The organism is Vibrio sinensis (assembly GCF_003605645.1).
Classification (GTDB): Bacteria; Pseudomonadota; Gammaproteobacteria; order Enterobacterales; family Vibrionaceae; genus Vibrio; species Vibrio sinensis.
Map to the genome: position 1 here is coordinate 57,479 of NZ_QVMU01000008.1, position 17,294 is coordinate 74,772.

13 protein-coding genes are annotated in these 17,294 nt (G+C 41.6%); 10 read left to right on the forward strand and 3 right to left on the reverse strand.

Annotated features, from left to right (window positions below; genetic code table 11):
• Positions 1-55 precede the first annotated feature (55 nt).
• Together DZ860_RS10745 and DZ860_RS10750 are read left to right on the forward strand one after the other, a co-directional pair.
• On the forward strand, positions 56-2,086 hold the full coding sequence (locus DZ860_RS10745) for a transporter substrate-binding domain-containing protein (RefSeq protein WP_120031098.1): 2,031 nt from the start codon (positions 56-58) through the stop codon (positions 2,084-2,086).
• Positions 2,087-2,148: 62 nt separating this feature from the next.
• Complete coding sequence (locus DZ860_RS10750; protein ID WP_243641845.1) at positions 2,149-3,843, forward strand: response regulator; 1,695 nt, start codon at positions 2,149-2,151, stop codon at positions 3,841-3,843.
• A gap of 19 nt (positions 3,844-3,862) precedes the next feature.
• On the opposite strand, the gene DZ860_RS10755 is transcribed toward DZ860_RS10750, so the two are convergent.
• The gene (locus tag DZ860_RS10755) at positions 3,863-4,492 is read right to left on the reverse strand and encodes a response regulator (RefSeq protein WP_120031102.1); all 630 of its coding nucleotides are present in this window, start codon (positions 4,490-4,492) and stop codon (positions 3,863-3,865) included.
• Positions 4,489-5,877, reverse strand: a complete 1,389-nt coding sequence (locus DZ860_RS10760) for a cache domain-containing protein (protein ID WP_120031103.1) — start codon at positions 5,875-5,877, stop codon at positions 4,489-4,491. Before DZ860_RS10760 ends, DZ860_RS10755 begins: the two co-directional genes overlap by 4 nt.
• 229 nt (positions 5,878-6,106) lie before the next feature.
• On the opposite strand from DZ860_RS10760, the gene DZ860_RS10765 reads away from it, so the two are divergent.
• The 6 genes from DZ860_RS10765 (at position 6,107) to proX (ending at position 12,869) form a co-directional block, all read left to right on the forward strand.
• The gene (locus DZ860_RS10765; protein ID WP_120031105.1) at positions 6,107-7,174 is read left to right on the forward strand and encodes a TRAP transporter substrate-binding protein; all 1,068 of its coding nucleotides are present in this window, start codon (positions 6,107-6,109) and stop codon (positions 7,172-7,174) included.
• Positions 7,175-7,228: 54 nt separating this feature from the next.
• Positions 7,229-7,771 carry a TRAP transporter small permease subunit gene (locus tag DZ860_RS10770; RefSeq protein WP_120031107.1) on the forward strand — a complete coding sequence of 181 codons (543 nt, stop codon included), beginning with the start codon at positions 7,229-7,231 and terminating at the stop codon, positions 7,769-7,771.
• Positions 7,758-9,143: a TRAP transporter large permease gene (locus tag DZ860_RS10775; RefSeq protein ID WP_120031109.1), complete on the forward strand. Its 1,386-nt coding sequence runs from the start codon at positions 7,758-7,760 to the stop codon at positions 9,141-9,143. The genes DZ860_RS10770 and DZ860_RS10775 overlap by 14 nt, the downstream gene beginning before the upstream one ends.
• A 450-nt stretch (positions 9,144-9,593) precedes the next feature.
• Positions 9,594-10,781, forward strand: coding sequence for a glycine betaine/L-proline ABC transporter ATP-binding protein ProV (gene proV, locus DZ860_RS10780; protein ID WP_120031111.1), 1,188 nt, complete (start codon positions 9,594-9,596; stop codon positions 10,779-10,781).
• A 4-nt stretch (positions 10,782-10,785) separates the two neighbouring features.
• Entirely contained in the window at positions 10,786-11,865 is a 1,080-nt protein-coding gene (gene proW, locus DZ860_RS10785) for a glycine betaine/L-proline ABC transporter permease ProW (protein ID WP_120031113.1), read from the forward strand.
• Positions 11,862-12,869, forward strand: coding sequence for a glycine betaine/L-proline ABC transporter substrate-binding protein ProX (gene proX / locus DZ860_RS10790; protein WP_120031115.1), 1,008 nt, complete (start codon positions 11,862-11,864; stop codon positions 12,867-12,869). The genes proW and proX overlap by 4 nt, the downstream gene beginning before the upstream one ends.
• 185 nt (positions 12,870-13,054) lie before the next feature.
• Here proX and DZ860_RS10795 read toward each other — a convergent pair whose 3' ends face one another.
• A complete protein-coding gene (locus DZ860_RS10795) occupies positions 13,055-15,049 on the reverse strand; it encodes a peptidase U32 family protein (protein ID WP_120031117.1) in 1,995 nt (664 codons plus the stop codon).
• Positions 15,050-15,453: 404 nt separating this feature from the next.
• Between DZ860_RS10795 and ectA the strand changes: the two genes are divergently transcribed.
• Together ectA and ectB are read left to right on the forward strand one after the other, a co-directional pair.
• The gene (ectA, locus tag DZ860_RS10800) at positions 15,454-15,996 is read left to right on the forward strand and encodes a diaminobutyrate acetyltransferase (RefSeq protein WP_120031119.1); all 543 of its coding nucleotides are present in this window, start codon (positions 15,454-15,456) and stop codon (positions 15,994-15,996) included.
• A gap of 24 nt (positions 15,997-16,020) precedes the next feature.
• The gene (ectB, locus tag DZ860_RS10805; protein WP_120031121.1) at positions 16,021-17,289 is read left to right on the forward strand and encodes a diaminobutyrate--2-oxoglutarate transaminase; all 1,269 of its coding nucleotides are present in this window, start codon (positions 16,021-16,023) and stop codon (positions 17,287-17,289) included.
• Positions 17,290-17,294: the final 5 nt, after the last annotated feature.

Genomic DNA, 17,294 nt, shown 5'->3' on the forward strand with positions numbered 1-17,294 from the left:
GTTAACCACATGCTATTCCGGTGGTAAAGTAGGCCTATAAAAGAAAACTATAAAAATGTGGCTTAACTTGAAATACCTTGTACTTATCTTTGCACTGTTAGGATCTTTCTACTCCAATGCAAATGTAGAATTTTCTGAAAGTGAAATGACTTATCTGAAAAATAAAAAAGTCCTCGTTGCCGGAGTTTTGAACTACGAATGGTTACCTTACTGGGGTGGCATTTCGACACCATCAGGCATTCATCATCAATATTTCTCAGAGCTTGCTGGACGTGCAGGCTTGACGCTTGAGTATAAAGGGTTTGAAAATCGAAATGCTATAATTAGAGCCCTCGAGCAAGGTCAAATTGATATCGCTACTGGCATACCATGTACCGAGAAAGCTTGCCAAGACCTTGCTGAAACTCGTCCTCTTTATATGGCGCATAAAATAGTTTGGCTAAGAAACAAATTAATGAAGGCCGTACCACATAATAATTGGTCTTGGGTCTGTTTAGACAATAGTATTGACTGCGACCTCCTTAAGACTGCCGGGTATCAGAGTATTCTAAAAGCGGATAGTTTGCGAACGACGGCAAAACTGTTAAAACATAACAGCGCGGATGCAACTATCACTACCCTTCTAGAACTGAATCAATTTATTGACGATCCTGTTAATTCTGAAGGTGAGATTATCTGGGATCAGCGTCTTGGGCGCATTCCCGTTGGCTTTGTTATGCCGAAAAGTTCGTCAATACTAAGCAATATTGTGAATAAATACGTCACAGTCTGCACAGCAAAAAGTAAACTACAGATAAACAATGCTCATATGCTTAACGGTGAAAGTAACTGGTTACTCGCGCGAGAAAGCAAAGACAGTACTACGGTTCGTTATACTATCGAAGACGATATTTTTCCTCTTTCTTACATTGATCCAACTACTCAGGAAATCTCTGGTTACGTTCATGACATTCTCGATCTATTAGAACGTAAAACTTTGCTCAAATTTGAATATGTTCCAGCTAAAGGTAAAAGCTTAGATGAAATGCTAAGCAGTGGCGTTGTCGACTTACTTCCTGCACGCTTTATTGTTAATAAAAATAACCAATTTCGTTCAACCAATCCATATACAACTATTTCTCTAGGCTACGTCGAAACTCGACAGCCCTATGGTGAAAAGAATTTAGGTATCCTCGACCGAACAGGTCAGTTCACGCAAAAATATCTTAGTCAGTTACCGATTCGAGGCATCACGTTTTTTAACCAAGCACCCGATCTATTAGAAGGGTTACTAAAAGGTGATATAAGTCATGGTGTGCTTGATCTTGATGTTATTGATAACCATATCTATCTAAACCAAGGGAGTGTTTTTAAGGTATTGCCGCTTCCAGAACGATACAATATAGATACTCGTTTAACGATGCAGGTGCGCCCAAGCTCAGAGTTGCTCTACAAAGTACTATCGAGTGGCCTTTCCTTAACGACAAAAAATGAAATCCGGACCTTAAGGAATCAGCATAGCCAAATATTAGTAAATTACGGCTACAACAAAGACATTGTCATTCACTATACCCTAGTTGCTATCTCTATTTTCATCCTGTTCTTGTTAGGTGCCGCGCTCTCTGTGAGCAAACTTTCCAACCTATTAAACAAAATGAAAAATAGTCATCACTTGTCTCAAAAAGAAGTATCGATGCTGTCTAACCTTATCAACAGCTTACCAAACTCTGTCTTCATCACTAATCAAGACGGAATATTAGTATTTGCTAACCGTAAAGTACAAGAACAGATGATGTTCTGTGAAGAACTACAGTTATGTTGCAAGGATACCGAGTGTCAGATTTTAGACATTGTCCGAACAATGAGTGTGCCATCGACTCAAATAATCTCTTTAGCGGATTTGGATTGTGGCTTAATGAATCAACAATTACGCTTAACCAAAAAATCCATTGATTATGATGAACTAGACGGCGTACACTTCATGATTGTTGCTGAGGTGGTAGACATTACAACTGATATTGCTCACGGTCTAGTCGCTGAAAATGAGAATAGCAACGAACAATCCACCAATTTAACGCCCCAAACACCATTAAACGTGCCATGTTAAACATAGGGTACAATTAGACGTCTAGACAGCTCGACCCTACAGCTTGAGGTCGAGTTGCTAGAATGACACCTTTTCACACTTTTAGTTGGACTCTTTCACCGAACAATCCCATGCAGGCATTCTCAGATCTCAAAGTACTTATTATCGATGATGCTCCCATCGTTATCGTGACACTCAAGACTATGTTATTGAAACTGGGTTTCAATGATAGAAATGTCACATATACGACCAATCCCAAAAAAGCTATTGCTATCGCTAAGCAAGAGCTTTTTGATATTATTGTTTGTGATTATAACTTTGGTAATAAGCTCAACGGTAAACAGATATTTGAAGAGTTAAAACATCATCAATTACTAAAAGACGAATCAGTATTCATTTTAATTACTGGTGACAATTCTTCGGTCGTTGTGCATTCTATTATTGAATTAAAACCAGATGATTATTTACTAAAACCATTCAATATATTAAGACTGAGAGAGAGAATATCTTACACTGTAAATAGAAAGCGTGCATTACATCAACTGTATACGGCTGAGAGAACTCAAGATATACATGATGGTCTTAAGCTTTGTGATGAGCTATTACCTTTTTACCCTCAATACTATTTTGTAATTCAGAAATTCAAAGCTGAATTTTTAAGTAAACTAAAATATTTTGAACAATCAAAAGTTGTTTACCAAAATATACTCTCTCGTAAAATGTATGACTGGGCCAAAGTTGGTCTTGCAAACTCCTTGGCCAATCTAGGTAAAATCCAGGATGCAGACCGCATTATCTCAAGCATGCTTAAACAGTCCTCTCGTAATGTAACCGCTCGCGTTGCAGCTGCGAGCATTAGTTTAATGAACAAAGATATCCCTGATGCGATTCGACATTTAGATCTTGCTAGCAATCTGGTACCAGGAAATTCAGAACGTGAACTTGTGATCGTCAATCTATGTCTATCTGTAGGTGATAACCTTAATGCGCTTGAGCGCTATCGGGCCTATTTATTATTCAACAAAGATACTTTTCGCAATAATATTTATTCAAAAATAAATTTAATTCGAATTCTACTTTACGCTTGTCATAATACAGGAGTAAAAGCAAAAGGTATTTGGCTTAAAGAAGTAAAATCCCTATTAAGTCAAATTGTTGATTCTAATGAATCTGGACAACTGCATGATGAAATTGAACTGATTATTGCACATATTGCGCTTGAAGAGGGCCACTACTCTATTACTACAGCAAAGTTAAATGAAGTTCATAAACGTGGGAACCTTTCTCATTTCTATGGCTTATATCATTTTTCATGGCTATTAAACCTAATGAATTTTGACAGTGAGTTTTCAAAAATGGTTTATAAGTGTAGTACGAGTATTTGGAGTAAGGATAGTGAACAAATATACGCCAGCCAAGTCAACATGGTTGAACGCTTACATGAAACCAATATCGATAAGTTAAACTGGTTAGAACAACATTATAAGTACATTCATGCCAATAGTATCGACCTAGGTTCATTGCTTGATATCTATATTGAAATCAATCAGCGTTGCCCTTTTTTACGCACTGTTTCGATCAAGATCGTAAAAATCTTAGCCAAGAAATGGCCGAATAATATGGAGCATGAGCAGGTTCTTGAACTTATTGATAAGTGTGACAAAGTTATTCGCCAGTTAATGGATGAAAAAGAGCTCCAACAACAAAACTATAATGCAATCTACGAAAAACTAACCAATACAATCCAAATAGAAGAGACTGTAATACCGATACATTAGCCACTGAACAACACTATATTTACTGAACCAAGCCTTTATCTAACGCTAACTTAACCAGTGACGCAGTCGAGGATGCTCCCAGTTTTTTCTTAATACGTAAACGGTGTGTTTCCACCGTTCTAACGCTAATATGTAAGTTTTCAGCAATCTCTTTATTACAGCAGCCGCTAACAATTGCGTTAAGAACGTCTGATTCACGCTTAGACAATGTATCATCTCTAGGTTCCGGCACCTCATTGAACTGCTCGAGTAACTTGTCAGATGCTTGGGGGCTAAGGTAAGAGCGCCCTTGTGCCACTTGATTAATAGCCATTATCAGTTCTTCAGAGCCAACGTCTTTCAGCACGTATCCTTTTGCCCCTGACTTAACCGCACGTACAACATAATCTTTACTATCATGCATAGAAAGAATGATCACCGCAGTCGAATTAAGACTTTGGCTTAATCGTTCTAACACTTCTATTCCTGTCATCTCAGGCATATTAATATCCAACAACAAGATATCCGGCTTAAGTGACTGGACCGATTTTAATGCCTCAACTCCGGTACCCACACACTCTAAAATAGCTAAGTTATCTTCACGCTCTAGGCGAGATTTAAGGCCGTCTTGGACTAGCCTATGGTCATCCGCTAATACTAAAGTAATCATATGAACTCCATTTCTAAATTAACTCGCACTTCCGTTCCTTGCCCCTCAACGCTCGATACCAATAAGGTTCCACCGATAGCTTGAACCCGCTCTTTCATATTCTGTAACCCCATATGATCATCGACGAACGGTGAAGACTTCCGCTTAGGTTTAAGGTACTCATACGCAATCCCTTTACCATCATCACTGATAGTCAAAATAAGTAGATGTCCTTCACGCTGAATAATGACGTCCGCCCCCTGCGCTTGAGCATGCTTTTCCACATTATGCAAAGCTTCTTGGACGACGCGGTATAGTGTTGTTTCCACTTCAGCCGCCATCTTGATAGCATCAATATCATGCTCAAAAAGCAGTTCTAAGTTGGTTCGTGATTGTAAGTCATTTATATATGCTTCTATTCCAGCCACCAGCCCTAAGTCATCCAGTTGGGGGGGGCGTAGATCTCTTGAGATCCGTCTCAATTCAACAATAGCGTGCTCCATTGCATCTTTACTTGCATTCAGTTCGCGCTGGCGTTGAATTTCATCATGTTCCTGTTGGGAATTGTCCATTCGATATTTAGCAGCAACCAAAAGCTGATTAACACCATCATGTAGTTCACGCGATACCCGCTTTCGCTCATTCTCTTGGGAGTCTAAAATTTGCTGATTCAAAATACTCAGTTGTTCATTGGCGAGTTTACGCATGTTCAAGTTTAGCGAGGCCCCTAACCCAGCAATGGCCGACACTGCGACGAAAACCACAACAAAAAGCGCCGAGGCACTTTTCCCAACGTTGTCATCAAAGCCGCTTTGCATATGCAGCATTTGCCGCTCAATATCATCTAAGTAGACACCACTACCAACCATCCACTGCCATTTATCCAGTGATACCGCATAGCTTAATTTAGGTAATGGCTCTTTAGCAGAGGGTTTATGCCAAAAATAATCGACAAATCCGCCCCCCTCACGAGCAACTCGAATCAGTTCTTGCAGTAACTTTTTTCCATGAGAATCTTCAACCTCCCACCAATTTTTACCCACACGGTTTGGTTGGTAAGGCAGCACCGTTGCTTCCCCATCCCACGTGTAAGCAAAAAAATAACCATCGCTTCCATACGTGAGCTGACTCAATTTTTTGGCCACAATTTGTTTAGCGTCCTCTTCACTGAGATTAGGATCTTGGTAATACGGCTCAATGCTTTTAATTGCCAGTTCTACGTACTGTTCCAATTCTTGTTTTTTAGCCGCCATGACATTACTACGGGTTAGTAGCATCTCGTCATTAACCAATTGTTTTGCTTGACTAAATAAAATTCCCGCGACGATAACCACGACTAAAATAAGCGGAATAATAGAGAGCATTATGATGTGCCTAGTGAGCTTTCGACTATTCACTGTTTCCATTTCTCCCTTTCTTTCTATCCAATTTTGTACGTAGTAATACGGATAAGCTCAGCTAAGTTTGCACAAATTACCGAATCAATTTGCGCAGTTTCCCCAATAGATAACTCCAAGCCACATCCCTAGACTGGTTGCAAATGTAACATTACGTTAACACCGATAACCGCGCAATGTTCACATTTCTTGTCCTAATTTAGATTACTAAAGGAATGCTTCCCTACAGGAGTTTGCAATGAAGTTCACTAAAATCGCCATCGCGACAGCATTAACCCTTTCTGCTAGTGGTATCGCACTAACAGCACAAGCAGCCGATAAAATTCTACTTAAAACCCCTATCGCGTTTGGTAGCCACCTACCGGCACTTGGTACGCCAATCAAATGGTATGCCGATCATATAACCAAAACTTCTGGCGGTACTATCAAGATGAAGATCTATGAACCAGGAAAGCTGGTGAACCCTACTGAAATCCTCGATGCGGTTTCAACGGGTAAGGTCAATTCTGGCTATGCAACGGCAGGCTATTGGCAAGGGAAGTTGCCGGCATCAGCACTATTTTCTGCCGTACCGTTTGGCCCAGAAGCGGGTGAATACATGGCGTGGCTCTATTTCGGCAATGGCCTTAAGTTGTATCAAGAGATGTACGACCAAGGCGGTTACAACGTCAAAGTTTTACCTTGCGCAATCATCTCCCCTGAAACATCAGGCTGGTTCAAAAAGCCCATTGAAAAACCGGAAGATCTTCAAGGGCTTAATATGCGCTTCTTTGGTTTAGGTGCTTCTGTGATGGAGAAACTTGGTGTCGGGACGGTTCAACTACCCGGTGGTGAAATATTTGGTGCGCTAGAGAAAGGGGCAATTGATGCGTCAGAGTTTTCTCAACCAGCCATTGATGAACGTTTAGGTTTTCACAAAATAGTTAAGTACAACTATTTCCCTGGCTGGCACCAACAATCCACTGTTTTTGAATTGCTGATCAACAAAGATACTTGGAACAAGATGGACGACATGCAGCAAGCTGCGGTCGAAACCACCTGTATGGCAACCATGACCTACTCCATCGCCGAGGGTGAGTCGATGCAATACAGTGCAATGCAAAAAGCAAAAGAGAATGGCGTTGAAATCCGCTACTGGAATGATGAAATGCTCGGTCTCTTTGAAACAACATGGCTAGAGGTTGTCGATGAAAAAACCAGCGCTGACCCATTCTTCAACAAAGTATGGCAAGACTTAAGTCAATTCCGTAAAGGCTATGCGCTTTGGGAAGCTAATGCATTCTTACCTCGCGAAACACAGAAATAATAAGCTCTGATTAACGCCAGCCCTTGCGGCTGGCTTTTTAGCAAGGACGTACCGATGAGTAAGGTAATGACATCCACTCCAACCATCCCTCTCTACTTAACGTTAGAAAGGGGTATCATATCAATTAGTAAAACATTCGCTTGGATCAATCTGGCCCTAATCGGCGTAATCATTGTTCAAGTGATAATGCGTAAAGTCTTCGCAAACGGACAAATTTCCTTAGAAGAACTCCAATGGCATTTGTACGCTACGGCTGTCATGTTTGGCACCGCTTATGCCCAAGTCAACAACCTCCATGTCCGCGTCGATTTGTTTTATCACAAATTCAGTGAACGCAAACGTGCGTTAGTCGATTTGATCGGACTTTTATTTCTCGCGATTCCTTTCGTGGTAGTGGTCATCTTGCATTCTTATGATTTCGCTTATGAATCGTGGCGGGTCAACGAATCCTCTTCGTCTCCAGCAGGCTTGCCCTATCGCTGGTTAATTAAGAGTGTCATTCCACTGAGTTTCATCTTACTACTACTTTCAATGCTTGCTCGCATACTAAGAAGCCTAGAAACTTTATTTAAAGGAGCTAAAAATGGAAGCGAATGAATGGATTGTGATCGCCATGTTTGGCTCTTTCATAGTTTTACTGTTTACCGGCATTCCAGTTGCCTATGTCTTAGGCGGTATCGGAGTATTCTTTGCTGGCGTTGGCTACCTTTCCGATATCTATCTAGACACATTTACCGGTCTCGACTATACCAGCCTAGGCTTAGTTGTGAATCGCATCTTCAAGATCATGGATAACTGGATTTTGGTTGCGCTACCCATGTTTATTTTTATGGGTAACATGCTTGATAAGTCAGGTATTGCTGAAAAGCTGATGGCATCTATGCAGCAACTGTTTGGTAAAGTCCATGGTGGTTTAGCGATTACCGTCATGTCGATTGGGATTATTCTCGCCGCCTCGACCGGAATTATTGGGGCTTCGGTGGTGTTACTCACAGTGATGTCATTACCAACGATGATGAGACAAGGCTACCACTTACCTCTTGCACTCGGAACAGTGGCATCAGCCGGAACACTCGGCATTTTGTTACCTCCATCGATCATGTTAGTGATCATGGCTGATCAGCTCGGGCTCTCTGTGGGAGATCTCTTTATGGGAGCTATCATTCCAGGACTATTGCTTGGTTCTTTGTACATTATCTATATTTTAATCGTCGGTAAAATGTCACCAACCAGTGCCCCTGTTCCCGATGATGTACAACCCGTCGACTGGAGACTCATCTTGCAGGTGTTTAAGGATATTCTGCCGACATTCTCTCTAATTTTAATGGTGTTAGGTTCTATTTTTGCCGGTATTGCGACCCCCACTGAAGCCTCTGGAATCGGAGCTTTAGGTGCCACACTATTGGCGGCCTACAATAACAAGCTCAATGTAAAGGTGCTTAAAGAAGTCTTGTTGTCATCTTATGGAACCACGGCTTACATCTTTATGATTTTCCTTGGTGCATCATGCTTTGCATTGGTGTTGCGTGAACTTGGTGGTGATGAACTCATTGAGTCTTTCTTAAGCGGTTTACCGTTTGGACCTTATGGCATCATCGCGTTCATTTTGATGATTGTGTTTCTGCTAGGGTTCTTCCTCGATTGGATTGAAATTACATTAATTGCACTACCATTGCTCGCCCCAGTCATTGCCAGCTTAGGTATCGAACTTGATGGCCACGGCGTCGTCGATAACCCAAGTTTGGTCTGGTTTGTGATGTTAGTTGCAATGGCATTGCAAACGAGCTTTCTCACTCCACCGGTCGGTTTTGCGCTGTTCTATCTAAAAGGAGTCTGCCCAGAGGGTGTGACGCTAACGGATATCTATCGTGGTGTAATTCCATTTATTTTAATCCAGCTAACTGCCTTAATCTGTCTAATTGTGTGGCCTCAATTGGTTCTGTGGTTCCCTAGCGTAGCGTATGGTTAAACATGATCTCGTTATGATTAGCTCTTCAACATAGCCTATTTATTTCACCGTTAATAACCACAAAGCCCATCGTCATGATGGGCTTCCCGCCAATAAAAAACGTCCGATAAAAGTGCCGTCGATAGCTCTAAGTTGCAACATACGTTAAATCGCATACAAACAAGTCATCAGGCCCTGCTATTAAACGGCTAACCTAGTATTAATGAATGATGATTTCACTTACATAACAAAATATTTCGACATCGAACTATTTATCATTTTATGCCAGACACGCAATATCAAAGATATCTTCTTATTACCCAATAAAGCCATTGTTTTTAAAGAGCCAAATAGGGTTTATCACCATACTTTGGTTATCTTAAAACCTTCTCAAATTTGATTTAGCTTGAATATTTGTTTAGAGTACGAACGGATATTTGTTAAAAAATGACCAGACATAAGGATGTGAAGATGTCTTCCATACTGGAAGTCCAAGGGCTCTACAAAGTCTTTGGCGAGAAACCTGAACAAGCATTTACCCTTATTGAACAGGGCCATGATAAGGACATTATTTTTGAGAAAACAGGCCTGACTGTTGGCGTTAAAGATGTTTCCTTAAACATCAATGAGGGCGAGATTTTCGTTATCATGGGGTTATCAGGATCAGGGAAATCCACCTTGGTTCGTCTGCTCAACCGTTTAATTGAACCAACTCGTGGCCATGTTCTTCTGAAAGGTCGTGACATAGCGAGCATTTCTGAAGATGAACTTCGTGAAGTACGCAGAAATAACATTTCAATGGTCTTTCAAAACTTCGCACTCATGCCCCATATGACGGTACTGGAAAACGCCGCATTTGGTTTAGAACTTGCGGGTGTTGAAAACGACAAACGCCACAGCAGCGCAAAAGAAGCCTTAGAGCGTGTAGGACTAGAAAGTCATGTTAACTCATACCCGGATGAACTTTCTGGAGGTATGAAGCAACGAGTAGGATTAGCAAGAGCACTTGCATGTGACCCAGATATTTTGTTAATGGACGAAGCTTTTTCGGCTCTTGATCCATTAATTCGAACAGAGATGCAAGATGAGTTAATTCGCCTACAAAACGATGACAAACGCACCATTGTCTTCATTTCCCATGATTTAGATGAAGCCATGCGTATTGGCGATCGAATCGCGATTATGCAAAATGGCGAAGTCGTTCAAGTAGGTACTCCAGATGAGATTCTTCACAATCCTGCGAATGAGTATGTCCGGTCATTTTTCCGTGGTGTGAATGTATCGACCGTTTTCTCGGCAAAAGATATCGCACGTAAAAACCCAGCCGCTTTGATTAAGAAATCAGAGCACGATGGACCGGCTTCTGCCATGCAAATACTAATGGACAACGACCGCGAATTTGGTGTTGTGGTTAATAAAACCAATCAATTTGCTGGCATCGTTTCTTTAGAAACTCTCCAACATGCCCACAATGAACACCGATGTCTCACAACCGCTTTTGTCGATAATGTCGTGACACTTTCACCCGACACTTCTGTCGGTGAATTAATCGGTGCCGTTGCCAATGCGCCATATTCTATTCCGGTTGTGGATGAGAATAATGCCTACATTGGCGTGATAAGCAAATCACGCCTGCTACAAACGTTGGATAGGGAGTAATAACATGTCACAAGAAACTCAAAGCTCCGATCCTTGGAGTCAAACAGAAACAACCGCTTCAGACCCTTGGGGAGCAGAGACACCATCAACCAGCGATAATGCTTGGCTAAGTGAACCGGTCGAACAGAGCAGCAGTTTTGATATTTTGAATCCATTTGACAAAGCAGTGATCCCCTTTGATCAGTGGGTCGAGACTGGACTGAACTGGTTAGTTGAACATGGGCGTCCTATATTCCAAGCAATTCGTGTTCCTATCGATTTTATTCTCACCTCTTTTGAGTCAACTCTCGTCAATACACCTGCAACTTTAATGCTAGGTATTCTATTTATGCTGGCATGGCAATTCGCTGGTTTAAAAATGGGGATTACAACACTAATTTCTCTCTCCGTAATCGGTTTGATCGGCGCTTGGTCGGAAGCGATGACTACACTGTCACTGGTGATGACATCTGTGTTCTTCTGCTTATTAATCGGGCTTCCCATGGGGATATGGCTAGCAAGAAATAATACTGCAGCCAAATTTGTTCGCCCAATTTTAGATGCGATGCAAACGACTCCGGCTTTTGTCTACCTTGTACCGATTGTTATGCTATTTGGTATTGGTAATGTCCCAGGCGTCGTGGTCACCATCATCTTTGCTTTACCGCCTGTAGTGCGCTTAACTATTTTGGGTATTCAACAAGTCCCTGAAGAGCTCATCGAAGCCGGTCATTCCTTTGGTGCAAGTTCACGCCAAATGCTTTATCGAATTCAATTGCCTCTCGCGATGCCAACTATCATGGCTGGGGTAAATCAAACTCTTATGCTTTCGCTATCAATGGTGGTCATTGCTTCAATGATTGCTGTTGGTGGCTTAGGACAAATGGTTTTGCGTGGTATTGGTCGCCTCGATATGGGGCTTGCCGCAGTTGGCGGGTTAGGCATCGTTATTCTTGCCATCTTACTCGACCGTATCACTCAATCACTTGGCGCGAATTCTCGCGACAATAAACAGCGTTGGTATCATACGGGTCCCGTATCTCTGCTGGTCAAACTGAAAAAGACCCAATCAAAGTCACTTAATAGGTTAGGAGAAAACAAATGACCCTTTCATGGAAGAAAGCCGTTCTAACAGCGGCCATTGCTAGTACAGCGGTTTCAACTTCAGTATGGGCAGAAAAGCTCCCTGGTGAAGGTGTGTCTGTTCAACCAGTTCAATCAACGGTTGCAGAAGAAACATTCCAAACCCTTATCGTAAACCGTGCACTTGAAGCGCTCGGTTATGATGTACAAGATACGAAAGAAGTAGACTACAACGTCGCTTATACCTCAATTGCAGAAGGTGATGCGACTTTCCTAACCGTAGGTTGGTTCCCTTTGCACGCAGACAAATACACAATGTCTGGTGGTGATGAGAAGTTCTATCGTAAAGGCCAATACGTTAGCGGCGCTGCTCAGGGTTACTTGATTGATAAAAAAACTGCCGATAAATATGGCATCACAAATATCAGTCAACTAAGTGATCCGAAGGTAGCAGCACTCTTTGACGCAGATGGTGATGGTAAAGCTGACTTAACAGGTTGTAATCCTGGCTGGGGTTGTGAATTGGTTATTGAAGAACAGCTAGATGCCTATAAATTACGAGATACTGTAGAGCATAACCAAGGTAATTATGCTGCAATCATTGCTGATACAATTTCTCGCTATAAAAAGGGCGACCCTGTGATTTACTACACTTGGACGCCGTATTGGGTTAGTGGAGTATTGGTCCCAGGTAAAGATGTTGTCTGGTTAGAAGTACCATTCTCTGCCCTACCGGGTGAGCGTAAGGGCGTAGATACAACACTGGCAAACGGTAAAAACTATGGCTTTGAAATGAACTCTATGCGCATCGTTGCAAATAAAAAATTCGCAGAATCTAATCCTGCCGCAGCCAAACTGTTCGAAATCATCAAACTTGATATCAATGCGGTAAGTGCTCAGAACATGATGATGAGTGAGGGTAAAAATTCAGCGTCAGATATTGAAGCGCACGTGAATGGTTGGATTAAAGCCAACCAAGCAACTTTTGATTCTTGGGTTGCTGAAGCGAAACAAGCCGCACTATAAATATCAAAGCCCCATGACACACTTTTCATTAATCAATAAATAATGAAAAGTGGCGCAATGTGAGCTCCATAGATAAAACGAAAAAGCTCGCTGATTTAGCGAGCTTTTTTATGTATTCAAATTATCTCACCTGAAATGGATTTACGCATTGAGGACGAATTTTGACTATCTAAAGAGCATCTACGTTACAAACCTTTTAGATACTGTTTATTAGCCGTAGGAGTCACCACTTGCGTGATCAAATCCAAAGCCGCATCACGCTCGTTATCGGTTTGATTGAGTGCGCTTAAAAACAACGCGACTAACTCCTTTTTAGTGACCGACTGACGCGTCTCAGTCTTAATATCACGTAAATCAACCAGCACATCAGTTAATAGTTCAGGCAGTTGCTTTAGAATATCCAAATTGAGCACATTATGCTCACTGTAGATACTGTTATGACTACCTTTCTGCTTTTGAATAATGTATGGGTTATCTTTCAAGTTAATAATGGAGGTACGTTTACTACAACGCTTTAAGCAACCCTTATTAATTTTTATCTTCTTACAACCTTCTGTTTGCTGGAACAAACATTGTCGACTGGTTAGCAGAGTATTAGGGTGATAAATACTGTAGAACGTCTTAAAACCCTCAGGTCTTTTCAAATGACGAATCTGTTTAAAGTTCAGTTCATTGGAGATGAACGCACCACTCGCTGCATACTCTTGTTGTAAGCTATGGAGCGCGTAAGAGTTAGCCGAGTTCATCTGCGGCCCCGCTATCCAATCAATACCTAAAGATTGCGCAAGATAGCCAACACCAAAATTATTGGTCACTATTTGAGATGGGCGAACTTGGGTTAAGAATTTCTCTGCGGCACGATAATCATCTCCGATACAAATCGCTTGGAACCACGGTTTCAACGTTGGATTTGAGATAAACAACTCGATGAGCGCATCACACTCTCCATCTAATCCCATTGGTAATTCAAAGTAGAGATCAATATTCTCATCGGTACAAAGCGTGACATCTTCAATCGAAGAAATTAATACCGCCAGCGATTTGCTTCCAGTGACAGGCGCAGAGGTTAACGTCGGCATAACGGGTACATCAACCGCACCTTTTAAACGTGAACCATTCGCTACAGCCGTTACATCAAACGATTCTGTCGCTTGTTGAACTCGCTCAATAATCGCTGTTTTATCATCATATAACTTCTTTTTAACCGCAGTTACATCATCAACTGACGTACATTGATAGACTTTCGAGAAGTGTGTCACAGCATGGTCACGAGGGTTATCGATATACATATTCTTACCGATTTCACCTTGGAGAAAGCCATTAGTAAAGTCACGGTTAAAAACGGTATAAAGCTCTTTAGTATCTTGTGATAATTCTTGCCCACTACACAACTTATCAATTTGCTTACGCCAATTATCGATCACCGTATAAACATAATGAGATTTCTTAATTCGTCCCTCAACTTTCAATGAATAGACACCAGCATCAACAAGTGCTTCCAAGTCATTGAATGCCGAATTATCTTTCATATTCAATGGGTATTGATTGCCCGTTGAGGTTGTTTCGTATTGCTCTCGACAAGGTTGGCTACAACGGCCTCTATTACCTGATGCGCCATTTCGTGCCGAACTTATATAACACAAACCAGAAAAACCGATGCAGTAAGAACCATGAACAAACACTTCCATCAACACATCATGTTGACGCCCAAACTGAGCTAAATGTTTTATCTCGTGAATATTCAATTCTCGAGAAAGGTTAACTCGACTGACACCAATTTGATTCAGGAATAAAATTTGGCCTTCATTGTGAGTATTAAGCTGTGTCGATGCGTGCACATCCAACATAGGAAAGTGGTGCTTAAGAATATAACCCAGACCGAGATCCTGAATAATCACACCATCAACCATAGTATGATTAAGCTGGCTTAATAATCGCACAATGGCCGGAATTTCGCTTTCTAAGATAAGGACATTGAGGGTCAGAAAAATTTTACAATTATGCTGATGCGCTAACTCTAGCACCCCATTAAGGTTATCTAGCGTAAGGTTCGTTGCTCGGTTTCTCGCATTAAAGCGATCGAGACCACAGTAGATAGCATCCGCTCCAGCAGCAATCGCCGCTTTAATCGAATCCAAATCGCCGCCCGGTGCTAAAAGTTCAAATTGATCTCGTGTCACTAACTTATCTCTAATCAAAATTATCGCAAAATTTGGCACGTATCTTACGGGTTTCAACTCGGTAATCTAGAGAAATTTTTTCTTTTATATGTGAGCTTGTGCGAAGTAGTAGTGTTATTGAATGAAAACCTAAATGCGCCTCAACCCAATGCTGATCACATTTTTATGCCACGTTGTCTAAATAAAGGTCGACAAATGCAATTAAACTTACTTATCACCGCCCTTGCACAATAAAAGAAAATTCATTAGCGGTCGAAACATTTTTCATTGAAAATGCAGACTAAAACATCTAAGAAACCCTGAAAAGCGTGATGAAAACGAATTTTTACTTGATTTATGTAATAATAACTGTAGCATTTATAACTGAAATTCATTTAGAGCACTAAAGGATTATGCGGCCAACAATGATTACTTCAGCTCCCTGGATAGCGTATCCAGAAATTATGCAAGCGAGTGAGACCAAGTGGGTTTTTCGTTCACCAACGAAAATGGATGGTGACGACATCTATCAATTGATAGCAGCCTGCCCACCACTCGATGTGAACTCCTCATACTGTAATTTCCTCCAGTCTTTCCATTTCAGCCAAACCTGCGTACTTGCAGAGTGCAATGGCGAAATCGCGGGCTTTATCTCTGCTTATTTGAAGCCAGGCTGTGCTGACGAGCTTTTCGTATGGCAAGTCGCGGTATCTCCAAAATACAGAGGTAAAGGGCTTGCTTATCACATGTTGCAAGAGCTCCTTATGCGTGACGAACTCCGCGATGTGAACTGGCTGGAAACGACCATTACTGAATCAAATCAAGGATCTTGGAAGTTATTCAAGAAGCTCGATAGCCTTCATGAAAACCAAGGTCAAACGTCGACATTTCTTGATGAAGACAAACACTTCAAAGGCAAGCATGATACGGAATATCTTTATCGTATCCCTTTGAAAAAATCACAATAGAAAGGATTTAAAAACGGCTCCCACATGGATATCTTTAAAAAGCAAGAATCAAATGTACGTTCATACTCAAATAGCTTCCCTGTTGTATTTCAAAGCGCCAAAGGTTGCTGGCTAGAAACCGGAGAGGGAAAACGTTACCTTGATTTCCTTGCTGGTGCTGGCTCCCTTAACTACGGTCACAATAACCCTCAATTGAAAGAAGCGCTTGTCGACTACATCTCTCAAGATGGCATCACTCATGGCCTCGACATGCATTCAGAAGCCAAAGCAAACTTCCTAACTGCATTAACCAATCACATTCTTAAGCCAAGAGAACTTGACTACAAAGTGCAATTTACCGGTCCAACAGGCACGAATGCAGTTGAAGCAGCCCTTAAACTAGCCCGAAAAGTGACTGGTAGAACGAATATTGTCGCATTCACTAATGGCTTTCATGGATGTACTGCCGGCGCATTAGCAGCAACCGGAAACAAACACCACAGAGGCGGTGCTGGTACCCCACTCAATGGTATTACGCGAATTCCTTATGAAAATTATGCTGATGGCGTCGATGGTCTGGTTTTCTTTGAAACTATGCTTAATGACAATTCCGCAGGTATGGATAAACCCGCAGCAGTGCTGGTTGAAACAGTACAAGGTGAAGGCGGCCTGAATGTCGCATCAAATGAATGGCTACAAAAGCTCAGCAAAATCTGTCGCCAAAATGACATCCTATTGATTGTTGATGACATTCAAGCAGGTTGCGGTCGAACCGGTACTTTCTTTAGCTTTGAGCCATCTGGAATCGTCCCTGACATGGTCACCCTATCAAAATCAATCGGTGGATATGGTTTGCCAATGGCAATTGTGTTGCTAAAACCCGAGCTAGACAAATGGCAACCAGGTGAGCACAACGGAACATTCCGAGGCAATAACCACGCATTTGTAACCGCTGCGAAAGCAATTGAGATCTACTGGTCAACGCCGTTGTTTGAGCAACACATCAGTGAGCGCTCACAGCAAGTTTCTCAAGTAATCAATAAGGTTCTTCACCGTTTTCCTAGCCTATTCTCTCAAAGCAAAGGGCGTGGGTTAATGATAGGTATTGAATGCTCAAACGGAGAAATTGCAACGCAAATAGCTCGCCGCTGCTTTGAAAGAGGCATGATCATTGAAACCGCAGGACCGAATGATGAAGTCGTGAAGTTTTTCTGTCCACTCACGATTACAGAAACTGAATTAGAAAACGGTCTTAACATCTTTGAAGCAGCTGTTGAAGACATCGCACAACAAACAATTAAGAAAGCGTCATAAGGGAA

Excerpts from the sequence above, each read along its gene's own strand:
- DZ860_RS10745 (WP_120031098.1), top strand. The coding sequence starts at position 56 with ATGTGGCTTAACTTGAAATACCTTGTACTTATCTTTGCACTGTTAGGA.
- DZ860_RS10750 (WP_243641845.1), top strand. The coding sequence starts at position 2,149 with ATGACACCTTTTCACACTTTTAGTTGGACTCTTTCACCGAACAATCCC.
- DZ860_RS10755 (WP_120031102.1), bottom strand. The coding sequence starts at position 4,492 with ATGATTACTTTAGTATTAGCGGATGACCATAGGCTAGTCCAAGACGGC.
- DZ860_RS10760 (WP_120031103.1), bottom strand. The coding sequence starts at position 5,877 with ATGGAAACAGTGAATAGTCGAAAGCTCACTAGGCACATCATAATGCTC.
- DZ860_RS10765 (WP_120031105.1), top strand. The coding sequence starts at position 6,107 with ATGAAGTTCACTAAAATCGCCATCGCGACAGCATTAACCCTTTCTGCT.
- DZ860_RS10770 (WP_120031107.1), top strand. The coding sequence starts at position 7,229 with ATGAGTAAGGTAATGACATCCACTCCAACCATCCCTCTCTACTTAACG.
- DZ860_RS10775 (WP_120031109.1), top strand. The coding sequence starts at position 7,758 with ATGGAAGCGAATGAATGGATTGTGATCGCCATGTTTGGCTCTTTCATA.
- proV (WP_120031111.1), top strand. The coding sequence starts at position 9,594 with ATGTCTTCCATACTGGAAGTCCAAGGGCTCTACAAAGTCTTTGGCGAG.
- proW (WP_120031113.1), top strand. The coding sequence starts at position 10,786 with ATGTCACAAGAAACTCAAAGCTCCGATCCTTGGAGTCAAACAGAAACA.
- proX (WP_120031115.1), top strand. The coding sequence starts at position 11,862 with ATGACCCTTTCATGGAAGAAAGCCGTTCTAACAGCGGCCATTGCTAGT.
- ectA (WP_120031119.1), top strand. The coding sequence starts at position 15,454 with ATGATTACTTCAGCTCCCTGGATAGCGTATCCAGAAATTATGCAAGCG.
- ectB (WP_120031121.1), top strand. The coding sequence starts at position 16,021 with ATGGATATCTTTAAAAAGCAAGAATCAAATGTACGTTCATACTCAAAT.